This window comes from Microcoleus sp. F4-D5 (assembly GCF_036704885.1).
Taxonomy (GTDB): domain Bacteria; phylum Cyanobacteriota; class Cyanobacteriia; order Cyanobacteriales; family Microcoleaceae; genus Microcoleus.
Genome location: NZ_JAUBSX010000020.1, coordinates 1 through 24,411 on the forward strand (window position 1 = coordinate 1; position 24,411 = coordinate 24,411).

The 24,411-nt window shown below is 46.8% G+C and carries 20 protein-coding genes, 1 tRNA gene and 1 pseudogene; 13 read left to right on the forward strand and 9 right to left on the reverse strand.

What is annotated here, in order from left to right; genetic code table 11:
- Positions 1 to 16: 16 nt before the first annotated feature.
- Positions 17 to 454, reverse strand: coding sequence for a helix-turn-helix domain-containing protein (locus QUA80_RS11850; RefSeq protein ID WP_333424340.1), 438 nt, complete (start codon positions 452 to 454; stop codon positions 17 to 19).
- A gap of 617 nt (positions 455 to 1,071) precedes the next feature.
- Between QUA80_RS11850 and ggt the strand changes: the two genes are divergently transcribed.
- Positions 1,072 to 2,799, forward strand: coding sequence for a gamma-glutamyltransferase (gene ggt, locus QUA80_RS11855; RefSeq protein ID WP_333424342.1), 1,728 nt, complete (start codon positions 1,072 to 1,074; stop codon positions 2,797 to 2,799).
- A 447-nt stretch (positions 2,800 to 3,246) separates the two neighbouring features.
- Positions 3,247 to 4,116, forward strand: coding sequence for a choice-of-anchor L family PEP-CTERM protein (locus QUA80_RS11860; RefSeq protein ID WP_333424344.1), 870 nt, complete (start codon positions 3,247 to 3,249; stop codon positions 4,114 to 4,116).
- 356 nt (positions 4,117 to 4,472) lie between these two features.
- Here the strand turns inward: QUA80_RS11860 and QUA80_RS11865 are convergent, their stop codons facing one another.
- The 4 genes from QUA80_RS11865 to QUA80_RS11880 all read right to left on the reverse strand — a co-directional run bounded on the left by QUA80_RS11865 (position 4,473) and on the right by QUA80_RS11880 (position 8,084).
- Positions 4,473 to 5,630, reverse strand: coding sequence for a pentapeptide repeat-containing protein (locus QUA80_RS11865; RefSeq protein WP_333424346.1), 1,158 nt, complete (start codon positions 5,628 to 5,630; stop codon positions 4,473 to 4,475).
- Positions 5,631 to 5,738: 108 nt separating this feature from the next.
- Positions 5,739 to 6,587, reverse strand: a complete 849-nt coding sequence (locus QUA80_RS11870) for an alpha/beta hydrolase (protein ID WP_333424348.1) — start codon at positions 6,585 to 6,587, stop codon at positions 5,739 to 5,741.
- A 194-nt stretch (positions 6,588 to 6,781) separates the two neighbouring features.
- Complete coding sequence (locus tag QUA80_RS11875) at positions 6,782 to 7,507, reverse strand: DUF3120 domain-containing protein (RefSeq protein ID WP_333424350.1); 726 nt, start codon at positions 7,505 to 7,507, stop codon at positions 6,782 to 6,784.
- Positions 7,500 to 8,084 (reverse strand): hypothetical protein, encoded by a 585-nt coding sequence (locus tag QUA80_RS11880; RefSeq protein WP_333424659.1) that lies wholly within the window; start codon positions 8,082 to 8,084, stop codon positions 7,500 to 7,502. The genes QUA80_RS11875 and QUA80_RS11880 overlap by 8 nt, the downstream gene beginning before the upstream one ends.
- A 710-nt stretch (positions 8,085 to 8,794) precedes the next feature.
- Between QUA80_RS11880 and QUA80_RS11885 the strand changes: the two genes are divergently transcribed.
- From QUA80_RS11885 to QUA80_RS11905, 5 genes are all read left to right on the forward strand, one after another.
- Positions 8,795 to 10,063 carry a ferrochelatase gene (locus QUA80_RS11885; RefSeq protein WP_333424661.1) on the forward strand — a complete coding sequence of 423 codons (1,269 nt, stop codon included), beginning with the start codon at positions 8,795 to 8,797 and terminating at the stop codon, positions 10,061 to 10,063.
- A 379-nt stretch (positions 10,064 to 10,442) separates the two neighbouring features.
- Entirely contained in the window at positions 10,443 to 10,685 is a 243-nt protein-coding gene (locus QUA80_RS11890) for an AbrB/MazE/SpoVT family DNA-binding domain-containing protein (RefSeq protein WP_015179509.1), read from the forward strand.
- Complete coding sequence (gene mazF / locus QUA80_RS11895; RefSeq protein WP_015179510.1) at positions 10,682 to 11,026, forward strand: endoribonuclease MazF; 345 nt, start codon at positions 10,682 to 10,684, stop codon at positions 11,024 to 11,026. The genes QUA80_RS11890 and mazF overlap by 4 nt, the downstream gene beginning before the upstream one ends.
- Positions 11,027 to 11,030: 4 nt before the next feature.
- Positions 11,031 to 11,318: a DUF433 domain-containing protein gene (locus QUA80_RS11900; RefSeq protein ID WP_333424665.1), complete on the forward strand. Its 288-nt coding sequence runs from the start codon at positions 11,031 to 11,033 to the stop codon at positions 11,316 to 11,318.
- A gap of 26 nt (positions 11,319 to 11,344) precedes the next feature.
- On the forward strand, positions 11,345 to 11,656 hold the full coding sequence (locus QUA80_RS11905; protein WP_333424667.1) for a DUF433 domain-containing protein: 312 nt from the start codon (positions 11,345 to 11,347) through the stop codon (positions 11,654 to 11,656).
- A 17-nt stretch (positions 11,657 to 11,673) separates the two neighbouring features.
- On the opposite strand, the gene QUA80_RS11910 is transcribed toward QUA80_RS11905, so the two are convergent.
- Positions 11,674 to 12,930, reverse strand: a complete 1,257-nt coding sequence (locus tag QUA80_RS11910) for an aminotransferase class V-fold PLP-dependent enzyme (RefSeq protein WP_333424669.1) — start codon at positions 12,928 to 12,930, stop codon at positions 11,674 to 11,676.
- 95 nt (positions 12,931 to 13,025) lie between these two features.
- On the opposite strand from QUA80_RS11910, the gene QUA80_RS11915 reads away from it, so the two are divergent.
- The 4 genes from QUA80_RS11915 (at position 13,026) to QUA80_RS11930 (ending at position 16,921) form a co-directional block, all read left to right on the forward strand.
- On the forward strand, positions 13,026 to 14,834 hold the full coding sequence (locus QUA80_RS11915) for a TM0106 family RecB-like putative nuclease (protein ID WP_333424671.1): 1,809 nt from the start codon (positions 13,026 to 13,028) through the stop codon (positions 14,832 to 14,834).
- An 88-nt stretch (positions 14,835 to 14,922) separates the two neighbouring features.
- Entirely contained in the window at positions 14,923 to 16,050 is a 1,128-nt protein-coding gene (locus tag QUA80_RS11920; protein WP_333424673.1) for an esterase-like activity of phytase family protein, read from the forward strand.
- A gap of 56 nt (positions 16,051 to 16,106) precedes the next feature.
- Positions 16,107 to 16,180: transfer RNA gene (locus QUA80_RS11925), tRNA-Asp, on the forward strand.
- A gap of 78 nt (positions 16,181 to 16,258) precedes the next feature.
- A complete protein-coding gene (locus tag QUA80_RS11930; protein ID WP_333424675.1) occupies positions 16,259 to 16,921 on the forward strand; it encodes a Uma2 family endonuclease in 663 nt (220 codons plus the stop codon).
- A 56-nt stretch (positions 16,922 to 16,977) separates the two neighbouring features.
- Here the strand turns inward: QUA80_RS11930 and QUA80_RS11935 are convergent, their stop codons facing one another.
- Together QUA80_RS11935 and QUA80_RS11940 are read right to left on the reverse strand one after the other, a co-directional pair.
- Complete coding sequence (locus tag QUA80_RS11935; protein ID WP_333048979.1) at positions 16,978 to 17,187, reverse strand: hypothetical protein; 210 nt, start codon at positions 17,185 to 17,187, stop codon at positions 16,978 to 16,980.
- Positions 17,188 to 17,284: 97 nt separating this feature from the next.
- Positions 17,285 to 17,782, reverse strand: a complete 498-nt coding sequence (locus tag QUA80_RS11940) for a DUF393 domain-containing protein (protein ID WP_333424677.1) — start codon at positions 17,780 to 17,782, stop codon at positions 17,285 to 17,287.
- Between the two features lie 330 nt (positions 17,783 to 18,112).
- On the opposite strand from QUA80_RS11940, the pseudogene gltX reads away from it, so the two are divergent.
- Both gltX and QUA80_RS11950 read left to right on the forward strand, forming a co-directional pair.
- Positions 18,113 to 19,555: pseudogene (gene gltX, locus QUA80_RS11945) on the forward strand (glutamate--tRNA ligase); the annotation flags it as partial.
- Between the two features lie 408 nt (positions 19,556 to 19,963).
- Complete coding sequence (locus tag QUA80_RS11950; RefSeq protein WP_333424797.1) at positions 19,964 to 20,398, forward strand: CAAD domain-containing protein; 435 nt, start codon at positions 19,964 to 19,966, stop codon at positions 20,396 to 20,398.
- 342 nt (positions 20,399 to 20,740) lie between these two features.
- Here QUA80_RS11950 and QUA80_RS11955 read toward each other — a convergent pair whose 3' ends face one another.
- Complete coding sequence (locus tag QUA80_RS11955) at positions 20,741 to 24,367, reverse strand: CHAT domain-containing tetratricopeptide repeat protein (RefSeq protein ID WP_333424679.1); 3,627 nt, start codon at positions 24,365 to 24,367, stop codon at positions 20,741 to 20,743.
- Positions 24,368 to 24,411 lie beyond the last annotated feature (44 nt).

Genomic DNA, 24,411 nt, shown 5'->3' on the forward strand with positions numbered 1-24,411 from the left:
GCGAGGTTGGTCAAATTTACGTGATCTGTGCCAGGGCTGGCTTCTTGCTACAAATCACACTTAACGGGAAAAGTAAGCTCTGTTTTGATTTATATATCACACCAAACTCTTGAGCTAAATAAGTAACCAACTCATCTAAATTCCAATATTCTTTATTCTTTAACCACTCGATTACTTCAGTATTTTGTCGAGCTGTTAAATACCCTTTTGACCCTTTATGTCCTAGTTTGATTCCGGCGATGCCTTTGGTTTTAAATTGTTTTTTCCAATAACCAATAAAAAATTTACTTACACCTAATATTTTGCTGATTTCATGGTAGATATTACCTGAGAGTGCCATCCTTACAGCTATTGCTCGTTTGAGCTCTCTGGCATCGATATCACTTTTAATGAAAGATTCTAATTGGGCTATTTCTTTTTCTCTATCTTTTTCTTGCAATTGTAAGTTATTCATCTTTTTATTCACGATCGAGTATTGCATATAATTGTATCATAGTCTTGATAATGATTTAGGATTGCTATAGATATCTACTAATAAACTGACTTTATGACTCAGAGCTAGTCCGGTTAACCGCTGAAAATATTTTTTTACCTCCGCCTTTTGCTGACTAAATAAAACTTTTATTGCTCACTAAAAAACTAATTTAAAGCATTTCCAAAAAACTCTTTATTGAAAGTTCGGAATTCCTATTTTATTAATTGACCAGATCGTCGCATTAATACTCAAAAAAACTCTACCGTGTCTGCTGTTATTTTCATAATTAAAGCAATAATCTAAAATTTGTACTGATTTTATTTGAGATTTTATTAACTGAATTTTTCGGCGTTCATCAGCTTTGTTGAGATTAGCGATTTCTAAATAAAGATGTTTTTTCAAACTTCTTGAATGATTAAGTTGCCATAAGCTGTCCCTCATTTTTCTGTTTTTTTGGGCCGCGAGAGCCTCCCAAGGTCAAATCGTTTCCCGGTCTGCCATAACAGGTTATCTGCTATTGAACTCAGTACGGCTAGGTCTTAGGGAAAACCAGCGTAAAATTATACTGTAAAAAATCCACGAATCACCCGTAAAAAATGTTGCCAAAGTTCTCGAGCAAAGTGCAAATTTATACTTGTTGCCTAACAGTCTTGGTTTTGGGCGGCTGCCAACAGCAGCTACAGCCAACCTCGCAGCAGCAGCGCAGCAAACAGGGAATGGCTGTTTCGGCTCACCCTCTGGCGAGCGCTGCGGGGCTGACCCTGCTGCAACAGGGAGGCAATGCAGTGGATGCGGCGGCTGCTACGGCTTTGGCGATTTCAGTGGTGGAGCCTTTTTCGGCGGGTATCGGCGGCGGGGGTTTTTTGCTGCTGCAGCGGGCGGAAACGGGGACTGTGCAAGCGCTGGATTTCCGGGAACGAGCTCCGAGAAGGGCGGCGCGGGATATGTACCTCGACAAGCAAGGCAAGGTGCGTCCAAGGGCAAGTCTAGACGGGCATTTGGCTGCGGGTATTCCGGGCACTGTTGCTGGACTTTACACGGTGCACCGAGAGTATGGTAAGTTGCCTTGGGCTGCGGTGGTGGCGCCGGCGATCGCCCTGGCTGAAAAAGGTTTTCCGGTAAGTTCGCGGTTTACCGCAGCTACCAAGCAACGACAGGATGCGATCAAAAAAAACCCGGCTGCGCGGGAAGTTTTTACTCGCGGTGGCATTTTATACCAGCCGGGTGAGCTTTTGGTGCAGCGGGATTTGGCGCGGACTTTGCGGCAGATTGCAGAAAATCCGCAAAGTTTTTATACCGGGGACATTGCGCGGGCGATCGCCGCCGACATGGCTAAAAACGGCGGCATTATCACTCTCGAAGATTTGAAAAACTATACGCCGATTTGGCGGAATCCGGTTTGCGGCAACTTTCGCACTTACCAAATTTGCGCGATGTCGCCTCCTTCTTCCGGCGGGGTTCATTTGTTGCAAATCTTAAATATTCTGGGAGATACGGATCTCAAGAGTTTGGGAAGGCAAAGTCCAGATACTTTGCACTTGCTGGCGGAGAGTATGAGGATTGCTTATGCTGACAGGGCCGAGTATTTGGGCGACCCGGATTTTGTGAATGTACCGATCGAAGCTCTGACTAGCAGCAATTATGCCAAATTGAGACGATCGCAAATTCAAATGTCAAAAGCCACACCCTCCAGCGAGGTAAAAGCTGTTGACGCTGAAACTTTGAGCCGCTTCGTGTGGGAGTCTCCTGAAACTACGCACCTGACGGTAGTTGATAAACAGCGCAATGTTGTGAGTTTGACGTTTACGGTGAATGGCGGTTTTGGGGCTGGGGCTGTGGCGGCGGGCACGGGAATTTTGCTCAACAACGAGATGGACGATTTTGCCGCAGCGCCTGGAGTGCCGAATTTATTTGGTTTGGTGGGCGGGGAGGCAAATTCGATCGCCCCGGGGAAAACTCCTTTATCCAGCATGACGCCGGTCATCGTGACCGAAAATGGCAAATTCCGTCTGGCTGCTGGGGCTCCCGGAGGCAGCACGATTATTACCACCGTGCTGCAAATTGTGCTGAATGTGTTGGTTTACGACATGAATGTCGGCGAGGCTGTATCTGCACCTAGAATTCACCACCAATGGCAGCCCGATCGCCTGATGGTGGAAGGGGGAGGTTTTGAGGCTGCCACGCTTTCGGAGTTGCGGCGGCGGGGACACCTGATTGTCGAAAGCGACGGCTGGGGAAACGCTAATGCGATCGTCCTGACTGCAGACGGTTGGTTGGAAGGGGCTGCGGATCGGCGCGGCGAAGGAGAAGCAAGGGGGTTTTAGTCATCTGTGAACCGTAATTGTTCTGGGGGCGGGTTTGCCATCACCTTGACTTCCTCACCAGCACTTGAGTAAACCCGCCCCGCCCTCTACCGGAATGGTCGATCGACCGGACTTGATATAAATTGCGGACTGACGCAGAAACCGGGTTTTTCACCAAAAATCCCACGCGAGTGCGCGATCGGCAACGACATAAAAACCCGATTTCTTTTAGTATCCAGTGCGTATGTCATGAAATTATTAGTCTGTGTAGGTATATTTTGGCATCCATGTTTTTGTGGTGAGGTTTATTGACTGACTAACTGCCAATAACTACAAAAAAAAATAACTACATAAACCGTAAATATACTTAGATATAAATTCATTGTAAAGGCACTAGACATTGATAGTTGTATAGTGTGAAAATGAAGTTGTGCATTGAATCAGCTTTGTATTTTTAACAAAAAATTTATGATAAATTCTCACAAAATTGCTGCATTAACTACTACATTGACTGGTGTCCTGAGCTGGTTGGCAGCGCCAGCCATGGCATTTTCGGTAGGGGCAACTCATAACATTGAGACTTTGAAAAAAAATTTGTTAGGAACTAATACAGCAGGATTGAGTGATTTTTCTGTTTCAATTACAGGGAATGAGGCTGCTTTTGGTACTTTCACTAATGACCCCTTCGGTTTGACATCAGGTGTTGTTCTCAGCACCGGTAAAGTCACGGATATACCGGGTCAGAATCGGAAAGATAATCTAATGATCAACGGCAGCGATTTAAACACGGACTTTGGGCCTAGGGGTGAACAGGGGGATTTGACTCAGCTCAACCTCAGCTTTTTTGCTAATAGCACGGTCGAAAAGTTGTTCTTTGAATATGTATTTGCTTCTGAGGAATTTCCTGAGTTCGGCGGTTCTGAATTTAATGACAATTTTGAACTCCTGTTGAACGGCACTAATTTGGCAAAGTTGAGCGATGGGAAAACATTTACGATTAATAATCTGGTTCCCGATCCAAATAATCGCTCTGCAGATCACGCGGACTATATTGACAACTCAAGTTTGACAGGTATTGCTGCTAGCATCATTAAGCTGGACGGTTTTACTAAAGTTTTAGGTTTTGAGGGTTTGCTCAAGCAAAATCAGACGAATGTTCTCAGCATCCGCATTAAAGATGTGGGCGACGGCAATGTAGATTCTGCTGTATTTATTAAAGGTGGTTCTGTGGGGACAGAAAAAGCTGAGGCGGTTCCAGAACCGATGACTGTGGGGGGTTTGATGGCGGGAGGGGCTATGCTGGCTGCGGGACGAAAGTTGCGCGATCGTCGGAAATAATTAATGTAAAAATAGATTAACAGTCTTGGAGGCAGAGAAGGGGTTTGATAAACCAAAATACTTCGTTCCAGTCTTTGAACCCGTTAAAAAAACTCGGTTTGTGCGATGATTGCGATCGTGTAATATCATCTGAAGTAATTTAACCTATATGGGTGCGCTGCGAGGAATGCAAGTCCTCATAAAATTTTAACGACGAACTTCCTCACTACCAACCAGTTTTATGGCGGTTGTTATAGCGGACAGAATATAAGTTTAGATCCAAAATTCGCAAAGGGCGGATTTTTTTGTATTTGGGGTTGCAGCAAATATTTCGGGTAAAATCCGGGTCTACAACAACTGACTAAAAAGTAAATCATTTAGCTATGAACGGTACCGTCGGGCAAGATTGTACCTGTTAATGTAGTTCGGGTGAGTTTGACCATAACTCGATCGCCGTAACCGATTTTCGCTCCTGTTAAGTCTGCACCGCTCAAGTCTGCACCGCTCAAATCGGCTCCGATTAAGTTGCTTTCTCTCAAGTTGGCATTGATCAAACAAGCTCCTAACAAATTGGCCCTGAACAAGTTTGCTTTGTGCAAATTCGCGCCTGTGAGGTTGACGTTGTGTAGAAAAGCATCGCTTAAATCGGCTTCACTCAGGTTTGCATTGCTCAAGTTTCTTCCTGAAAAATCCTTTTCTTTTAAGGAAGCTCCTTTGAAGTTGGAACCGCTCAAATCGGGAGCTTGCGGCCCAGCTTGGCGGTAAGACTGAGATGGCGGCGGCTGCGATTGGTAGCGGGACGCGTCTGAATAGGGCCCTGCAGGGTTTCCCCCATAGTTTCCCGGATAATTTCCAGCATATTTTTCTGAAGAGGGTTCAGAAGAGTAGCGGGGTTCTTTTGGGTTGGCCGGTGGTGGCTGGGTGTTTTGGTGCTGGGTGTTTGAATACTGACTATTTCTGTACTGAGTGTTTTGGTACTGAGTCTTGGGTTGTTGAGTGTTTTGGTACTGAGTGTTTTGGTACTGACTATTGGGTTGCTGGGTATGTTGTTGCTGGGTATGTTGTTGCTGGCTGTTTCTGTACTGGGTATGTTGTTGCTGGGTATGTTGTTGCTGAGTATGTTGTTGCTGGGTATTTCTGTACTGAGTATTTTGTTGCTGAGTATTTCTGTACTGGGTATTTTGTTGCTGGGTATTTTGTTGCTGTGTGTTTCTGTACTGAGCGTTTTGTTGCTGGGTGTTTTGGTGCTGGGTGTGTTTGTACTGGGTGCTTTGTTGCTGGGTGTGTTTGTGCTGAGAATGTTTGTGCTGAACGTTCTGATTCTGACCTCTTGGTTGAATCGATCGCAATTGTTCGCGAGCTTGATTAATTTCCTTAATCTTTTCTTCAGCTTTCTGTAGCAGTCTGGGATTGTCTTTGGGGATGCGATCGGGGTGCCAAATGAACGCTAAATCCTTGTAGGCTTGGCTAATTTCTTCTCTGGAAGCTCCCGGCAACAGTCCCAGCACTTTATAGTATTGGTCGAGGTCGTTCATTGTACCACCTTTCGCTTTAAGAAATTAGGAATTAAAAATTAAGATCGGAGCAAAAGCCGTTCTCAAAGCTTGCTTCTCCGATCGTACATTAAATGAACAATAACTCAGCTAAGCCGCTGCTGGCAAAAATTCTCGAATTCGCTGCAAGTATGTTGCTGCATCCTCCAGCATCGGAAAGTGAGCCGTATTGGGAATTATAACAAATTCTACTTTTTTGCTCAGGGACGCCGCTTGCTCTCCCATTGTAGCAGGGATAATTTGGTCAAATTCTCCGGCCACAAGCAGTGTGGGAACACTCAGCCTCGCAAATTCTTGGGGCATTTCTTCGGCTGCTCTTTTGCTGACTGCCGTCACCATTGTACCTATAGCAGCTTGCTCGTCTGCCATTAAAAAATCCTTGAGAAACGCCAGACTTACCTCTGTGGGCAGGGAACGCCGCAAAAACCTGGCCATAAATAGCCGATCGGCAAAGGGGATCGATGCCAGCCAAGATGGCCTAAACTTTACCACATAGCCGCCGAATTTGTGAAAAGTTGTAAAGGCTTTTTCATCGTATTCAAAAATCCCGCTGCAAGTGAGAATAGCTTTTTCTACTTTTTCGGGGTAAAGGTTGAGAAATAAAGTAGCAATTGATGCACCTGTAGAGTGAGCATTGAGAAAGACGCGGCTTAAATTCAGAGATTCTAACAATTCAGCTAAGTCGCGGGCATAGGTTTCGAGTTCGTAGCTTGACTCAGGAGGCTCTTTTGGCAAAGGCGATCGACCAAAACCTCTCATATCGTAAAGCAAACAATCAAAATCATCAGCAATAGCCCGGGCCGTGCTTTCCCAGTAGCGCGCCGAGCCCGCCCAGCCGTGCAGGAATACCATCACTGGTTTCCCGCTGTGCCCAGCGCTGTTATCTGCCGTTATCCACTCGTAATAATGTTCCACACCGCGAATTGAAATGAAAGACATGATATTGATTTTGGATTCTTAGATTTTAGATTTTAGATTTTAACTCATAATTGTTCACTAAATACCCAAATTCCCGACTTCTTAAAAAAGTCAGGAATCTCAAGACTACATCTCTCAAAAAATCTGCGTTAATCTGCGTCAATCCGCCCACATCTGCGGTCAAAAATTACCAACATAGGAACCAATCATAAATCTTAAGCCGCAGAAGCAGCCAGCCAAAATAAACCATCTACCAAAAGCGTGCTCAACACGGCTCCGCTAAACGCGCGCCAGTGCAGTTCTCGATCGCGCAAACTCAGCAAACCGACTGTTAGCAACACAGCGATTAAAACTAGAGCGCAACCTATGCCCCAAGGAGTTTCGATTTGACCGATCGCACTTTGAAAAATCGGCATAGCTAATTCCGGTTCCGCGTGCATAACTTGCCGCCAGTAGGGCATCAATCCTGTCAAGTAAAAATATAAGTCGGTAATAGCAGTCCCCAATAGCGAACCCAAATAAAAATATCCGCCTACTTTTCCCCAAGATTTGCCCAAGCACCAAATAGCAAAAGGCAAGCCAATTGATTCTATAGGTAGATGTAAAATTGGTTCCCATCTAAACCAGCCCCAATAGATAGAACCTGCCAGCCAACATCCGGCAAACCCTAATAATAAATCTCCCCAAAGTTGTGTTTTGGGGCGGAAAATGAGGATTAAACTAAGTACAAACCAGGGGATAGTTGAGAGCAAACTGATTGTTGGATATAAACGCACTAACGGTGCTTGCACGAAGACGGGAATAGAGACTAAAAATGCTGAGGCGCTGAATATTAACCACTGTTTGATGGTGTTTGTTGTGCCTGAAGCGAGAGAATTTTCTAGGCGGGCGATGCTGGCAATAGGTGCGATCGCAGAGGATACTAAATTAAAATTAAACAACTGATTTGACTCCGTACTGTTTCAATAGGTGGACTAAAAAGGTTGCTGCGGTTGTGGGTGCCACAGCCTCAATGCCGGCGGCTGTTTGGCTGACTTGCCAGCCTTTTGCGGTTTGAGGAGATCGCCACAAATCCAAATGTTCGATCGCCGGATCTGCATAAAAGCTTTCTCCACCGCCACCGAGAATTGCCGAACTCCAGTGCGTAAAGCGATCGTGGCTGATGCGGTGGATGGGAAAATTGCCCCCCAGGGGTACTCCCCAACCGTCTAAGGCAAAAAATGCCCCGACTTTGCCGCCGATTTGCTGCCACATCCAAGCAGCCCCGATCGCCCCGGCTACTCCTGCCGAAAAGCTGACGAATACTAAACTTTCTCCTGCCAACTCTTCGCTGCATAAAAAGTGCCATACGTCAAGAGCTGAAAAAGGCGGATATTTATGAGCGGGAAAAATCTTGACACGATCGACTATTTGCTGGTTTGGGCGATCGGCTGCCAGTCCCCAAAGCCCCGAAAGTCCCGCCAGGAAACAGTCGGTTAGCTTTGGTTCGTGAACTCCGGGGCATATTACCAGTCTCATAGTTCGTCAAGAAAGTTAATATAGTTCGCAACATAACTTTATCATATGCCTACTATATCATATACTACCCCAGGGGATAGGGTGTTAAACTTATAATAGAATCTAGTTTGAAGAGTATCCCCCAAGTTAAAAGCTGGGAACGCTCCAAACGGCATTAATCAGAGGCAAGGCGAGGGAGTCTTAAGAAAACATAAAACTTATCCCCCCCGGCCCCATTTCCTGTCAAGCTTAGCAAAGCCTGATTCTAGTTTTAAGCAGTTCTGTATTTAGATTTAACTTTTCTGGCGGCGTCGAAGCCCGGCCCAAAAAAGCTTAAAGAAATAGGATTGTGAAAATTAGAGGCCTGCCAGCTTAGCTGCCCTACGAATTTCGGGTCAGGGTCAATCGATTTTAGATTTTAGATTTTAGATTTTAGATTGACCCCACGGATAAATGCTCTTTCTTGAGGATTTTCGATTTGGGATTGATTCCACGGATAAATCACGTGGCGGGTACCATCAAGAAATTCTTGGTAAAAAAACCCACTTAGGACTGATGCTCATCAATCCGGTTTCTAGGATAAATAAGAGGTTTGACCGGGAAGTATGGGCCAAGAAACCGGGAATCAGCCCCGCGCACGTCAGTCGTGCGATCGCAAACAATGAAAAATCTCCCATTCACCCTTCATCCTGCCTGGATCTCTTAGAGTAAATAAAATTGAGGAATACAAAGTGGTTGCTTCTCCAGAAAAAATCGATTTCAAAACATCTGCGGCACCCGCAAGTAACGATCGCGTTGCTGTATTGCTGATGGGTTACGGCGAAGTCGAAAGCTACGACGATTTTGCCAACTACAACGAACAAGCTTTAAACTTGCTTACGGCAAAATTCGCGCCAGTACCGCTTTGGATTTATCCGCCGCTGGCGAAGATTTTAGCAATCTTTGACTTGCACGAGTGGAGTCACCAACACGGTCAATTCGTTTCGCCGCACAATGCAATTTTTGAACAGCAGCGCGCCGGGATTGAAAAGAATTTACAGGAGAAATGGGGCGATAAAGTAAAAGTGTTCAAAGCTTTTAACTTTTGCGCGCCGTTTTTGCCGGAACAAGTAATCCCTCAAATTAAAGCAGAAGGATTTGACAAAATTCTGATTTATCCGCTGTTGGTAGTTGATTCTGTTTTCACCAGCGGCATTGCAGTCGAACAGGTGAATAAAGCTTTAGCACAAACCTTTGATGGTAAGGAACATTGGGTAAAAGGACAGCGCTACATTCCTTCTTTTTACGATGAACCTGCTTATATCGATTTGATGGCGCGTTTGGTTGAAGAGGAAATTAAGAACGATTTAGCTGTAGCGCATTTGCCTTCTCAGATTGGGATTGTGCTGATGAATCACGGTTGTCCGCACAAGGCGAAGGGATTTACTTCGGGAATTGTGGAAAGTCAAGCTTTGTACGATCGCGTGCGGGAACGTTTGATGTATCGCTATCCTTTGATTTCGGTGGGTTGGCTGAATCACGACACGCCGCTGATTGAATGGACGCAGCCGGATGCGACGTTGGCTGCAAAGAATTTGATCGATTTGGGTGCAACTGCGATCGTCTTTATGCCGATCGGATTTGCGACAGAAAATCACGAAACATTGTTAGATGTTGACCACGTGATTGAGTCTTTGCAGAAACAGCGTAAAGGAGTTACTTACCGCAAATTGCCTTGCGTTAACGACCATCCAGAGTTTCTGAAAATGGCGGCCGAGTGGGCAAATCCGCAGATTGAAGCGTTGTTGAGTGAGACTGCGGTTGCTGTTAATCCGAGTTTGGCTTCCGCGCACCGCGAGCACAGCCATTCTCACGGGGAACACGGTCATTCTCACGGGGAACACGGGCATTCTCATGGTGATCACGGTCATTCTCATGGCGGGCACGGGCATTCTCACGGGCACGGGCATTCTCACGAAGGGCACGGGCATTCTCACGGGGGGCACGGGCACAGTCACTAATTGAGTCGTTGGGTGGGGGCGGGTTTATTATATTGTTGGTTTCCAACATAGATGGCTGGTAAAACCCGCCCCTACGATGCCCTGTAGGGGCGGGTTTTACAGATAATATTTGAGCCTCACAAACAATCTAGATAAACCCGCCCCGGCTATACTAATTGAGTGCGTCAGTTCAGATTAATTGAGGTCAAAAGTCGATCGTCCTTTGGTGTTTTTAGGGAAAGGGCGATGGCGTCCCGCCCCGCAAGCTACGGCTTTTTTATCAAATTTTCTGTGCTTGTCAAACATCCGCTCAGTCGCTACACTGTATATACTCTGTATATACATTCTCTGAGAAAGAGTAAATTCCTCAGAGTGATATCACTAACTAGAGGTTCAGGCTATGGTTGGGACGATCGCAAAATGGGGAAACAGTCTTGCTATTCGGATTCCACAGAATTTAGCTAAAAAGATTAACTTGGTTGAGGGTTCCGAAGTGAAGCTTATCTTGATAGATGGCAAGCTGACAATCGAGCCTATCGTTCGTCGGCGGTATTCGCTTGAGGAGCTGATCGAAGCAATGACGCCAGAGAATCTTCATACTGAGATTGATACTGGAGTTGCTGTGGGGAACGAAGTTTGGTGACACAATCAAATCCCTACATTCCGAGTCGAGGCGATATCGTTTATTTAGACTTTGACCCAACTAAGGGACACGAGCAAAAAGGACTTAGACCTGCTTTTGTGCTGTCGCCTCGCTCCTACAACGAGAAAAGCTCCTTAGCTCTATTTATGCCGATTACAAAACAACAAAAAGGGTATCCTTTTGAAGTTATCCTACCCACTGGATTAACAGTTCAGGGCGTAATTCTTGCAGATCAAATTAAGTGTTTAGACTGGAAAGCTCGCGGTATTCGATTGGTTGAGTCGGTATCTCAAGATGTAATTGAAGAGGTGCAAGCTAAAATAGAGCCGTTGTTATTCTAAAAGCATGGAGTTCACGGGGCTGCGGAAATCAGACGATCGCGCTTTTCCTGAAATTACCTATGTGCGCGGCGCTAGCGGCGAACTCGTACCCGTTTTGCGCGGCACTAGCTTGCGGGTGCAAACAGTAGTTATTGCAGCCCATAAATGGGGTTTTTCGCCAAACCAAATTGCCACTGAGTATGATTTAAGTGAAGCTCAAGTGAACGATGTTTTCGCTTTTTATGCAGCCCACTCTCAGGAAATAGATGCCTCTATTGCCGCTGAGCGAATTATCGAAGCTGCCAATGTGTAAACTGCTATTGCATCTGGATATCGATTATGACCATCAAAGAACAACTTCTCCAAACCATTGAAACACTGCCTGATGACTTGCTAGCACAAACGCTGCAATTCGTCCAAACCCTTCAGCATCCCATTCAGAAAACTCCAGGAATTTGTGGCGGTGCAGCGCGAATTCGCGATACCCGCATTCCCGTCTGGACGATTATCGCCTACCAACAACAGGGCGCAACTGAAGCCGAACTTCTCTATAATTATCCAGGACTTACCCTTCAAGATTTGCAAGCGGTTGCGAACTATTACGAAAACAACCGAGAAGAAATCGAGCTGTGGCTTGCTGAAAATGAATAACTGTCGATGCTAAAGTTTTACTCAAATGAAAACTTCGCTATGGCGATCGCCCCAACCAACTTATCAATCTCCGCCTCAGTTGTAAAATAGTGAACACAAGCCCGCACACAGTCAGGATTAAGAATAGTCCTTACCATAATTCCCTGTTTCTCCAACAAATTGACAAGCTTGTTGTGCGGCATCCCATTAGTTAATCGAAACGAAACTAAACCCGCTTCCGGCGCAGATTTCCGCAAACATTCCACATCGGGAAGTACCGACAAACGCTCCCAGAGATACTTACTTAAACGGCAAATTTCTGCATACCTTTCCTCGATCGTACCCCATTCGTGCTGCAGGGCGATCGCACTCCGCAAACCCGCATACAAAGGATAAGCCGAAGTCGCAATTTCATAGCGCTGCGATCCAGACTTCCACCCAAGGACTTTAGCATTAGCATCCGTCACAATTCCCCGCCAACCGATAAACACCGGATGCAAATCTGCCAAAGCTTCAGCACTCACATAAAGTCCGCCCAAACCTTCCGGGCCGCACCACCATTTATGACCCGTAAAAGCATAAAAGTCAACCCCCGATTCAATCAAATTTAAAGGCAAAACCCCCACAGATTGAGCCGCATCAACTAACACTCTAACTTTGTGATTCTTTGCAGGCAATTCCTCTTGTCCCCCCCCTTGAATCAGCGGAAATTCCTCTTGTCCCCCCCCTTGGCAAGGGGGGGTTAGGGGGGGTTCATGACACACTTTCACAATCTCAGCCAGAGGCAAAACTTGGCCAGTATTCCACAAAATGTGACTGATAACCAACAAGCGAGTATTTGGCCGCAAACTATCAGCAATCACCGCCACCGGATCGCCCTCATTCAAAGTTGCCGCCAACGGACAAACAGAAACCTCAATGTTGAAACGGCGCTGAAGTTCCATTACACTAGCTACAATGCCGTGGTGTTCGCAATCAGAAAGCAGCAAATGGTCGCCTGCTTTCCAGTCAATGCCCCACAGCGCAATATTGCAGCCGACGGTGACATCTTCAGTTAGGGCGATGGTTTCAGGAGGTACCGTCAACTCAGATGCGATCGCACGTCGCGTCAGCATCGCCTCCTGAACCACCCAAGCCCCCACCTCCCCCGAAAACGGCCCCCCAAGCTGCACCCGTTTGTAAGCCTGATAAATCGCGTCTAAAGCAGGCTCAGGCAGTGGCCCTTGTCCGCCGTAGTTAAAATAAGCTTTATTGGCCAAAGCTGGGAATTGTTGCCGGTGATTGTCCTTTGCCATTTTTTTTGGGGAATTATTGATAGCGTTAATATTGAATAACTAATGCTGTGAATTTTATACCTTTTGCCTGATACTCTATGCCTTGCGAATACTAAATGTTAATAACTGACAAACTGCTACTTTCCTATCAGCGATGCCATCTCCGAGCATTTTTAGACACCTGCGGAGACTGGAAACAACTAGATCCCCCCAGCGACTTTTTGCTGAAACTGATGCGCGACAGCGCGACATACCAGCAGCAAGCTTTGGAACACGAGACTTACCAACAACCATATTATCCTAGAGGGGATTGGGAAGCTGGCGCGGCCGCTACATTGAGTTTAATGCAGCAAGGGGTCGATCGCATTTACCGAGGAGTTCTGATCCGGGGCGAATTCGGCAAAACCAACGCCGCAACAACTTCTCTGGTAGGAATTGACAATCAATATTTCCCAGAATTTGGCGAAATCCCCGAAACTCCCGTTGATTTTTCATCCTTCAATCTTCCCTCTTCAAACATTACCCTGATTAGCCGCCCCCATTTATTAATTAAACAGCCGGGACAATCAAAATTTGGCAATTGGAGTTATACTACTGCGGATATTTGGCTTAGCAAGCGACCCAAACTAGAGTATCAAATTATAGCAGCTTTTCACGCCCAAGTTTTAGCTTCCGTGCAGGAAACAATGCCCGATACTGCGTGGCTGATGCTGCGAAAAAAAGGGCTGTGCTCGGTGAATCTCGGTCAGCGAACTCCTCAGATGTTCGAGATTTTAGATGATTGCATTCAGATGATAGAAAATCGGGATAAACCAGAGGTGTTCATTTCCCGGCAAAAGTGCAATCTTTGCGGTTGGTATACTATCTGTCACGCCGAAGCCGAATCTATTAAACATCTTTCGTTATTGCCGGGAGTTACTGCCAGCCGCTATGCTAGACTAAAAACTCTCGGAATTACTGATGTAGAAGCTCTCGCTAATGCTAGTTCCGAACTGCTAGCTGAGTATCCAGAATTCCCGGATCGAGTTGCTTTTGATGTGGTGCAGCAAGCTAAATCGCACTTGCTAAATCAACCGCTGTTGCGGGAAGAAGGAAGAAGGAAGAAGGAAGAAGGAAGAAGGGAAGAAGGAAGGCAAGACACGGATTTTGACACGGATACAGGGATTAACGATCGAGAAGAACGTAGAAGTGAGAATTCAGAAGAACTTAACTCATCTGAAATAGTACCAGATATTGCAGACAAGATCGTGAATGACATAGCAGTTGAGAAAGTAAAAATTAGAGAAAATAAACCTGCGATATCTTCTATACCCGCGCCAATTCTCCGCAAGAAACCAATTCCGTATTCCCAATCGGTCTTTTTGCCGATCGCCCCAATCGAACTCTACTTTGATATTGAAGCGGAACCAGACTTAAATTTAGATTACCTCCACGGTGTCTTAGTTGTGGACAGGTACAACAATACTCAAAAATTCCACGGTTTTCTAGCAGAATCGGCAGCAGAGGAAGGTGCAATTTGGGAGCAGTTTTTAGAATTAATGTGGGCTTATCCTATTGCTCCGATTTTCCATTTTTGCGACTACGAAGTCAAGACTTTTAAGCGGCTGGCTAAACTTTACAATACTCCAGCTTATTTGTGGAAACCCGTGCTGAAACGGTTTGTAGATATTCACAAACAAGTGACGCAAAAAGCGATTATGCCGGTGGAAAGTTACGCCCTTAAACCCATTGCCCGCTGGCTGGGTTTTGACTGGCGAGATGCTAAGGCTAATGGTGCTCAGTGCGTCTGCTGGTACGACGATTGGCTCAAAACCGGCGATAGATCGCTCTTGGAGGCGATCGTCCGCTACAATGAGGACGACTGTCGTGCTACTTATGTGGTTAAAGATTGGTTGACCAATTTTTTGTTAAGTCAGAAACAGTGAATTTATGATTTAACGAACCGCGAAGGCGCAAAGGCAGCGAAGGAGGAAAGGGAAGAGGAAGGTAGATAATAATGTATTTATTGGTAAAATGCGAAGGCTAGCAAAAGCAATTATATTTATTGTCTGTTTTTTGATGGCAGCAAGTCTTGCTATTTGGGTAAATCAATCAGCTCAATCTTTCGCTGTTACGAAAATTGATTTTATCGGCAGAGCAATATTTCCTACAGGTTCTCCGTTTCAGGGGACGGAAATTGGCGGACTTTCGGGCATTACTTATGATGCCGAAAAACAAGTTTATTATGCCATTTCTGATGACCGCAGCAGCAAGGCTCCGGCGCGCTTCTATACTCTAAAAATTAACTTGCAATCTGGTAAACTGGAAAAAGAGCAAATTACTTTTACTGGTGTCACTACTTTATTAGATGAAAACGGCAAAGGTTTTCCTGAATTAAGTTTAGATCCCGAAGGGATAGCTTTTACTGGCAATAGCGTGTTTGTTTCTTCTGAGGGAGATGTCGATCGCCAAATAAATCCTTTTATCAAAGAGTTCTCCCTCGATGGTAAACTCCTGAAAACGCTGGCAATTCCTGAACAATTTTTGCCCGACGACAAAGGCACTAAAGGCATCCGCAACAATCTCGCTTTTGAAAGTTTAACTTTAACGCCCGATCGCAAATACTTATTTACAGCTACCGAAAACGCCTTGGTTCAAGATGGCGCCGCAGTTTCCCTGGAAACCGGGAGTCCGTGCCGGATTTTGCGCTACGATGCGGTGAGCGGCAATCCAGAAGCATCGTTTCTCTACATCACCGAACCGCTACCCGCGGGCGCGAATCCTGTGGGAAAATTAACTAGCAACGGTTTAGTGGATTTGTTGGCGATCGACGATAACCGCTTGCTGAGTTTAGAGCGTGCTTTCTCCCTGGAAACCGGCACAACTATCAGAATTTTTGAGATTTCTCTGGAAAAGGGCGATCGTATAGAAGCACTCGAAAGCCTCAAAAGCCGTCTGGGCGAGGCTTCTCCCGTTCAAAAACGCCTGCTGCTGGATTTGGAAACCCTGAAAATCCCCCTAGACAACATTGAGGGGTTGACATTGGGCCCCGACCTGGCGGATGCTAGCAAAGGTCTGATTTTGGTGAGCGACAACAACTTCAGTCCCCTGCAAGAGACTCAAATTTTGGGCTTCCAAATAAAAGTTCAAAAAACCTCTTGACAAAAGGTGAAGTTATAGGCATAATAGAAATTGTGCCTGAAAAAAAGGCAAAACGAGGGACAGTAGTTCAATTGGTTAGAGCACCGCCCTGTCACGGCGGAAGTTGCGGGTTCGAGCCCCGTCTGTCCCGTTCTCTCGTAAGTCGAAAGTTTTAAATACAAAGTTTAACCTTTGAGTATTTGATTGATTCAGTAAGGAGGAGGGAAATATGACCGTTACGCTCATTAACCCCTCGCCAGAAAAAACTACACAACGGGTGGTATTATCTAATATCAGTTGGCAGACTTATCAAACTTTATTAGCAGAAGCGGGAGACAAGAGAGCCTCGCGTTTTTCGTATTGTCACGAAGTATTAGAAATTATCATGCCATCAGATTTGCATGAAACAGTTAATTGTTTGTTGAAACAGTTTGTGACTACTTTAAGTGACGAATTAAAATTGAAACGCAAGGGATTTGGTTCGACGACTCTAAACCGTGAAGATTTAAAACAAGGTGCAGAACCGGATTCCTGTTTTTATATCCAAAATGTCGATCGCATTCGCGGCCGCAAAATTAACTTGTCAATCGACCCGCCACCTGATTTAATCATCGAAGTCGATCTCACCAGTCCATCTACTAATCGCTTTACTATCTACAAAAACTTAGGAGTTCCTGAAATTTGGAGATATGTCGGAGAGACTGTACAATTTTTTCAACTTCAGAACGGAGAATATGCAAGCTGTGAATACAGTGGCGCTTTTCCGATTGTTTCTTCAGGAATAATCAATCAATTTTTGCAGATGGCCGAGACGGAGGATGATACGACTATAATTGAGGCTTTGCGAGTATGGGTGAGGCACCAGTTGCGATCGCCAGAAAATGAGCAATAATACTAAAATTGATTTAACTAATTCCTTTCTCCCACGGACGATCGACCCAGCAGCGATCAAAGGTGTGGAATAATAAACGGTCGGGCTATCTGATATGTCAAAACCAGGACGATGGGCACGAGAATCGGAATCGCAACTAGCAGTCCCCATTTGCCAAACCTAAGTTTTTGACCGTCCGATTTTAACAGGAAAATCACAGCGGCAATTCCCATAAGTATCCAGAGACCACCGAAGCCCATGAAGACTGTATAGCCTGCATCTTGCATTTTTTTTGACCTTTAATAGTAGTCCATCTTTAAGGTTAGTTGCAGTCTGTTTCTGCTGACATCTTCTGATAGACCGATCGCACTTATTAAATATTACTCATTTTGAGTTGGGTTGGCAGCGGCCCTGAATTTCGCACTCGATCCGCTGAGTTCGATCGTTCATAATAGTTGCTAAATCCGGCCTTCCCGTCAGCTTCAGCCGCCAGTCTGCCCAAATTCCGTACAGCCAATTGGCGATCGCCCCGAACACTGGTAACTTAGTAACTGCATAAACCCATCCCATACCTAAAATCTCGTAGGTGCGGCGAAAAACCTCCACATTTTTAATTGCCGTACCGTCGGGTAATATCGCGTGAATCCGACCCATCGCCGTTTCGTAGTCGATTCCGCCGTGGGCCTCCGGGTTGTAGCCATCCTCCGCGATATCCACAAACGACACTAAACCTCGCCCCGCGTCGCGTTTTTTTAAGAAATTAACCTCCCGCACGCACAGAGGACATTCACCGTCGTACAGCAACTCAATCTGCCAAGCAGGCGCAGCAGACTCGGGTGAGGTCGCAACAGATTCGGAAAACTCGGTTTTAGCAGCAGACATAGGGAAATATATTTGAATGTCGTCGATCGCACACAAACATTTTACAAGAATTATTTGGTAGCCCTACGACAGTTATTTGTGCTTTGAAAATAGTCCCAAAGGTGAATCCAGTCTGGGCCGCCCGCAATGCTAATATCATCAAGATGCCTTCTCGTGCCTTGCCGGAGACTTTCGCCCGCTCGCCCGATCGTCTATTATCAAACAATTCAAGGCAAAGCACCTGCCAAGCACAACTATTAAGTCGGCAATAAAATATAATAAAATTTGAAGTCTTAAACATCAGCTATTCCCCCAACCAGCAAATCGCCCAATCTAAAAGCAAAAATCTACATGAATGTCAGAGTCCGTCTAGCCCCCAGTCCCACCGGAAACCTACACATCGGTACCGCCAGAACCGCCGTATTCAACTGGCTGTTTGCCCGCAACCAAGGCGGCACATTCATCCTGCGGGTAGAAGACACAGACGTAGAACGTTCTAAAAGCGAATACACCGATAACATCCTCGAAGGACTCACCTGGCTGGGTCTGAACTGGGACGAAGGCCCGAGTTTTCAGTCGCAGCGTCTGGAAACCTACCGCCAAACAGTCCAAACCCTGCTAGACCAAGGACTCGCTTACCGCTGCTACACCACGCCGGAAGAACTAGACCAGATGCGGGAAGAACAAAAAGCCAACAAACAGGCCCCCCGCTACGATAACCGCCACCGCAACCTCACTCCCGAACAGCGAGAAGCTTTTGAAGCCGAAGGGCGGCAAGCTGTAATTAGGTTTATTATCGAGGACGATCGCACGATCGCTTGGAACGACACGGTACGCGGCACCGTAACCTGGAAAGGTGGCGACCTCGGCGGCGATATGGTAATTGCCCGTGCATCCAGCGGCGGCGTCATCGGCCAACCCCTCTACAACCTCGCCGTAGTTGCAGATGACATCGACATGGGCATCACCCACGTCATCCGCGGCGAAGATCACATCGGCAATACTCCGAAACAAATATTGCTATACGAAGCTTTGGGCGCGACAATCCCAGAATTTGCCCACACGCCGCTGATTTTAAACTTGCAAGGGCAAAAACTTTCTAAACGCGACGGCGTAACCTCGATTTCTGATTTCAAAGATATGGGTTACGTCCCCGAAGCTTTAGTTAATTACATGACTTTGCTGGGCTGGACTCCCCCGGACTCAAAGCAAGAAATATTTACACTCTCCGAAGCTGCTGCAGTATTTACATTCGATCGAGTCAACAAAGCCGGTGCAAAATTTGACTGGGATAAACTCAATTGGCTCAACGGTCAATACCTGCACAAAATGCCAGTGCCGCAATTGACAGATTTGCTGATACCTTATTGGTGGCAGAAAGGCGGTTATGAGTTTGACTCCGAGGCAGACCGCCCCTGGCTCGAACAAATAGCTGCATTAATCGGCCCGAGTCTCGTTCGCTTAACCGATGCTGTGGATATGTGTAAGGTGTTCTTCTCCACCACGGTGGAATACGAAGAAGAAGCACTCGCACAGTTGCAGCAAACAGGGGCTGCACGGGCTTTACAAGCAGTTGTAGAAGCGATGGAAAGTCATTCATCCCTGACATCAGCGGAAGCTCAGAAAATCACTAAAAAGCTCAGTAAAGAGAAAAATCTTAACAAAGGGCTAATTATGCGATCGCTCAGAGCCGCTCTGACAGGTGCAATGCACGGCCCCGACCTGATAGAATCTTGGGTAATCCTTCACCAGCGAGGAACGGCTAAAACCCGTTTGCTTGATGCCATTAGTAGCTTGAATTTGCCGGCTGTTGGTGTCGCGGCCGAAACTCCTACCCCAGAACAACTAAAGGCAGAAACAGTCGCCGAAACTCCTGCTACAGAACAGCCAGGAGTCGAAACACTGATTGTTGAAACAGCAGCTGCAGAGGTGACAGCAGTAGAAATACCGGCTCCCGAAACAGTCGCAGCGTCGGTTTCAGCAGTCGAAATACCGACTCCAGAATCAATCTCCGCGTCCGTAACAGCAGTCGAAATACCGGCGGCCGAAATAGTCGGAACGGAGGTCGCAGCAGTCGAAATATCGCCTGTGGAAACAGTCGGCACCGAGGTTTCAGCAGTCGATATTTCGGCAGTTGAAACAGCCGCAGCAGCAGTTGAAATACCTGCCGCCAACCAGCAAAAAACTATTGCGAGTGGAGAAATGACTTCATCAAACGAACCAGAAACAACCGTTATCATCACCGAAATTCCTGCCGAGAATGAAGCAGACAGTTCGATCGGTACAACAAAAGTCATAATTACCGAAGAACCGCCAAGTCAGGCCCAGCAGATCAAAGAACAAATTATCGCAATTTTGTCCGAGTTTCCCGCTTACATCGGCAGCTTTTACGAACAGTACAAAAGTCCCCTGACTGTTGTAGGTGTAATTTTAGCCTCGATTATCTCTTTGAAAGTGCTTTTGGGCATAGTAGACGAACTCAACGACATCCCCCTGCTAGCACCCACATTTGAGCTAATTGGTATCGGATACACCGTGTGGTTTGTCTACCGCTATTTGCTGCGATCGTCCAACCGGCAACAATTAGCTCAAGAAATTCAAGCCTTGAAAGAACAAATTTTAGGCAAAAAATCCTAAATTTTTGCTGTAATTTGTTGAATTATTACCCGACACTGACAACTTGAAATAAGTTGTTAGTGTCGGGTTTTTAAATGACTAATAATTAATGATATTAATTCCGGTAACATCTTCCGGGGTAAAATCCAGTCAACAGTCAACCGCGGATGGTGCAACCGGACTTGAGATAATTCATCTGCGTTAATCTGTGTCGATCTGCCCTCATCTGCGGTGAAAACAAGAGAATATATTAACCGCCCCGGACAAGGGATTGACGCCCATTCACGCAGAGGTCGAGAAGAGAGATAGGAATAACTCCAATGCTAACATATTTGATATGACTGATGACTAAATAACAATTAACTAAACCCCAGCCGCAGTAAAAGCCGCCCAATAATAAGGATTAGCAAAAGGATAGGGTTTGCGGTTGCGAATTTGCTGCAAAGAAGCCTCCGCAATCAGGCGAGATCTTTGAGAAAGCCGATCGAACATTTGCGAAATTTGAGGCTGGAAATCCGCCAACAACACCTCCAATTCCTCGCCAGTCAAATCCCGCAGCCACCGTTGAGCGTCCCCCAGCGCGATCGCCACATCTCCCACCTGCAACCGAGAAAACCGTCCGAGATTTTCATAAAACTTGCTCGTCAGCAGCACCGTCGAAACATCGTTCACCTTCCAAAGACTGCTGACAACACTAGACGTGCCAGCATACAACAAACCCGCCGACAAACCGACAAAATCTTCAGCACCGCGGACTCCGCCGGCCGCAATTTCACAAGCCGATAAAGTAACTAAAAAATATTGCCGAAAATCGAGATTAAAAATTTCCTCTAAACTCAGAGAATCATTTCTCAAAAACACTGAGGATTTCAGAGGCAAAGCCAAATTAAGCAAACTCAAACAAGCAAAATGAGCGCATTTTTTCTGCTGCCAATCACCTATTGGCTGGGGTAACTCCCCATTATTAGCAGACATGGCTGGGGAAAAAGCCTCTTGAATTCCAGGCTTGTCGCGCACAAGTTCTGCACTGGAAAAATACTGGGAAATATTGCCGATTTCAATATTGCTGTAGAGCGCATCTTTGGTGAAAGTTGGAACTGCTAAAAGGCGATCCAAACCCGGTCTGTATCGACCAATAGCTGCTTGGTGCGCGCTTTGTTTCAACAGCAATAGCTGACAGCTAGGAGCATACCGAATTCCTCCAGCAAATCGATCGATCAAATAAGCAGCAGGCGCTGCAACCTCGCCAAAAGCCGAAGCTTGAGAAAAATCCGAAGCGCTGTGGGCATCCCGATCGAAACCGCTGCGATCGCCCCAGTGATATCTAAACATTCCCCCGCCCTCCTCAAACCCGTCTCTCACCCCCAGAGGCAAAGCGTGGAGCGGCAAAGCGTGCAAAAATCGGTGCGGCACAAAAATCAGCCGATCGCAATTCTCCGGAATCAGCGCCACCACTCGATCTATTTCCAGCAGCGCGGCCAAGCGTTTGAGGCGAGCCGGGAGATGATTGATCCAGCGACCTTTTTGTTCGGAATAAGCGCTGAGGTACTCCTGAGCCCAACTTTCGGCAGCCAAAGCATTTGCCGGCGAACACAGGTGAACGGCCGGATATTGTGCAGTCTTGACCACCACAAAAGCAACCAGCACATCCCCCAAACTCGCCCACACGACAGCAGCGCAATTGGCATCAGGCAACAATTGGCGAATTTGCTCGAAAGCGATCGGTTCAACTTTGCGAGCTAGGCTGAAGAAAGGGTCGTTTGCCTGCACCTCCCGAGCAATCAACCCATCAAACTGCCGCCACAATTGATTTAAGTGCATGAAGTCGGAGTTCGGCAGCAGAGAACCGCTGTTTAAACCTTGGCTGTCGCCTTCAGAAATCAAGGTAGTGCTAGGCTCGAGCTCTCGCTGTTCTTGATGCCGCTGTTCCCTGGCTATTTCAAGTTGCAGCGACTCCAACTCGCTTAGCACCCCTGCCGAAATTTCGGCTTTCGGAGTCAAGTCGCATTTTACCAGTAGTTCTACCAAATTCCGATTTTTGTGGCGTTCGGTGTATTCCAGGGCCTTAGAACAATATTCAGGTTGGGCGCGGCCGAGTTCCAGGCAAACTTGCACCAGGCATTTATAGAGTCCAGTCCAGGTGCGGGCTAATTTTAGTTTTGCGGTAGTAGCCCGATCGCCCAAATCGCTCACATCAGCTTCTGGTTCGGATCGCAAGAATTCAACAGTATCGACAGCAGCAGTAAAAACGCCGTAGGCGCGAAGCAAGTCGCCTCGAACTCGGTAAGCTTGACCCAAATAAAATAAAATTTCAGCCCAGCGGTGAGGATAGGTTTCGCGAGTGTAGACTTCGGCGGCACGCTGATAGCAGCCGATCGCACTTTCGAGGTGGGACGGGTTGTCCGTCTTCGTCAGTTCGGAAAAAGCCCTACCGAGATAAATTTGCAGCATTGCCCAGCGCTTGGGAGATCCCTGTCTGGTGTAGACTTGGCCGGCATTTTGATAGCAGGCGATCGCGCTTTTGAGGTTGCGGTTTTTTTCCCCTTTCACGTGTTCGCTGAAAGCGCGGCCGAGGTAGGCGCAAAGCATTGCCCAGCGTTCGGGAGATTTTTGGCGGTTGCAAAATAGCAAAGCATTTTGAAAGCAGGCGATCGCCATTTCGATATTTTCGGCTTTTTCCCCTTTCACCCGCAGGCTGTAGATCCTGCCTAGGTAAGTTTGGATCGAAGTCCAGGCTTCGGGAAATTTGATGCGGGTGTAGACTTGTAAAGCATTTTGAAAGCAGGCGATCGCCATTTCCACATTTTCCACCGGATCGCCTTTGATCCGATCGATAAACACCCGGCCCAAATTTCTTTGAGTCGTCGCCCACTGCAGCGGAAAAGCTTCGCGAGTCCGCACTTGCAAAGCTCTCTGATAGCAGGTAACTGCGTATTCGAGATTTTCAGCTCGATTGCCCTGCAGCAACTCGCAGTAAGCATTTGCCAAATTATTTTGAGTCGTGGCCCAACGCCGGGGAAACACCTTGCGATTGTAGACTTGCAAAGCATTGTGGTAGCAAGCGACCGCCTGTTCCAGATTTTGGGCTTTGTCGCCCTGCAGCCGGCGGCTGTAAGCGCGGCCGAGATTGTTTTGAGTGCTCGCCCACTCTTGCCCGAAAGCCTCGCGGCTGCGAACTCGCAGCGCCTTTTCATAGCAGGCGATCGCCTGTTCTAGATTGTCTGCCGGATCTCCCCTGAGGCGCTCGCTGTAAGCGTTGCCCAGATTGTTTTGCAGCGTCGCCCACTGTTCCGGGTACTGTTCGGGAGTGCGCACTTGTAGGGCATTTTCAAAGCAAGCGATCGCCTGTTCGATATTTTGAGCCTTATCACCCTTGGGGCGATCGCTGTAAGCGTTGCCCAGATTGTTTTGCATCACCGCCCATTCTTGGGGAAAATCTTTGCGGGTAAACACCTTCGCAACTGTTTCGTAACCGGCAATTTCGATTTCCAAGTTATTAGCCTTGCTGCCTAGTGGAAACCGCCCTATTTTGTTGCTCAGATTGCCGATTAGGGCTGCAATGCGCCTGGTTTCCGATTCTTTGGCAGCAGGGAGCACCAAAGTTGCCCAGCAGCGCAGCAGTTGTGCGAAATTCTGGTCGAGTTTGTCTAAATTGCTTCTAAGCAACGGGTACACGTGCTGCGAATCGGCGCCCCGCGCCACTGCCTGCAAGACTTCGGCTAAAAAAGCCAGATATGCTGTCTCGGTTGCGGGCAATTGAGAATTGCCCTTTGCAGCTTCTAAGGGTGCGATCGCCCTTTGGAAAAATTTTGCAGCTTTCAGCAAACTTTCTCGCGTCAGTACCAGATCTTCCAAATAAAGCGTTTTGACGAACCCACAGTCGATCGACTTTGAGTCAGTCCTCAAAATCAAATCTATTCCTGAGTCCACAGGATTTTCCAGCAGCGCTTGGAGCATATTAACATCAGTTTTGCGACGCTGTTCGTCCATCGTGCATTCCGCCGAACTATTAACGATAGGATCGCTACGCCTCT

Coding starts and splice junctions, on each gene's coding strand:
- QUA80_RS11915 (WP_333424671.1), top strand. CDS start 13,026: ATGTTAATAACTGACAAACTGCTACTTTCCTATCAGCGATGCCATCTC.
- QUA80_RS11950 (WP_333424797.1), top strand. CDS start 19,964: ATGACTTCATCAAACGAACCAGAAACAACCGTTATCATCACCGAAATT.
- QUA80_RS11905 (WP_333424667.1), top strand. CDS start 11,345: ATGACCATCAAAGAACAACTTCTCCAAACCATTGAAACACTGCCTGAT.
- QUA80_RS11865 (WP_333424346.1), bottom strand. CDS start 5,630: ATGAACGACCTCGACCAATACTATAAAGTGCTGGGACTGTTGCCGGGA.
- QUA80_RS11910 (WP_333424669.1), bottom strand. CDS start 12,930: ATGGCAAAGGACAATCACCGGCAACAATTCCCAGCTTTGGCCAATAAA.
- QUA80_RS11940 (WP_333424677.1), bottom strand. CDS start 17,782: ATGTCTGCTGCTAAAACCGAGTTTTCCGAATCTGTTGCGACCTCACCC.
- QUA80_RS11880 (WP_333424659.1), bottom strand. CDS start 8,084: ATGAGACTGGTAATATGCCCCGGAGTTCACGAACCAAAGCTAACCGAC.
- QUA80_RS11870 (WP_333424348.1), bottom strand. CDS start 6,587: ATGTCTTTCATTTCAATTCGCGGTGTGGAACATTATTACGAGTGGATA.
- QUA80_RS11890 (WP_015179509.1), top strand. CDS start 10,443: ATGGTTGGGACGATCGCAAAATGGGGAAACAGTCTTGCTATTCGGATT.
- ggt (WP_333424342.1), top strand. CDS start 1,072: ATGTTGCCAAAGTTCTCGAGCAAAGTGCAAATTTATACTTGTTGCCTA.
- QUA80_RS11850 (WP_333424340.1), bottom strand. CDS start 454: ATGAATAACTTACAATTGCAAGAAAAAGATAGAGAAAAAGAAATAGCC.
- QUA80_RS11900 (WP_333424665.1), top strand. CDS start 11,031: ATGGAGTTCACGGGGCTGCGGAAATCAGACGATCGCGCTTTTCCTGAA.
- QUA80_RS11920 (WP_333424673.1), top strand. CDS start 14,923: ATGCGAAGGCTAGCAAAAGCAATTATATTTATTGTCTGTTTTTTGATG.
- QUA80_RS11955 (WP_333424679.1), bottom strand. CDS start 24,367: ATGGACGAACAGCGTCGCAAAACTGATGTTAATATGCTCCAAGCGCTG.
- QUA80_RS11935 (WP_333048979.1), bottom strand. CDS start 17,187: ATGCAAGATGCAGGCTATACAGTCTTCATGGGCTTCGGTGGTCTCTGG.
- QUA80_RS11930 (WP_333424675.1), top strand. CDS start 16,259: ATGACCGTTACGCTCATTAACCCCTCGCCAGAAAAAACTACACAACGG.
- QUA80_RS11860 (WP_333424344.1), top strand. CDS start 3,247: ATGATAAATTCTCACAAAATTGCTGCATTAACTACTACATTGACTGGT.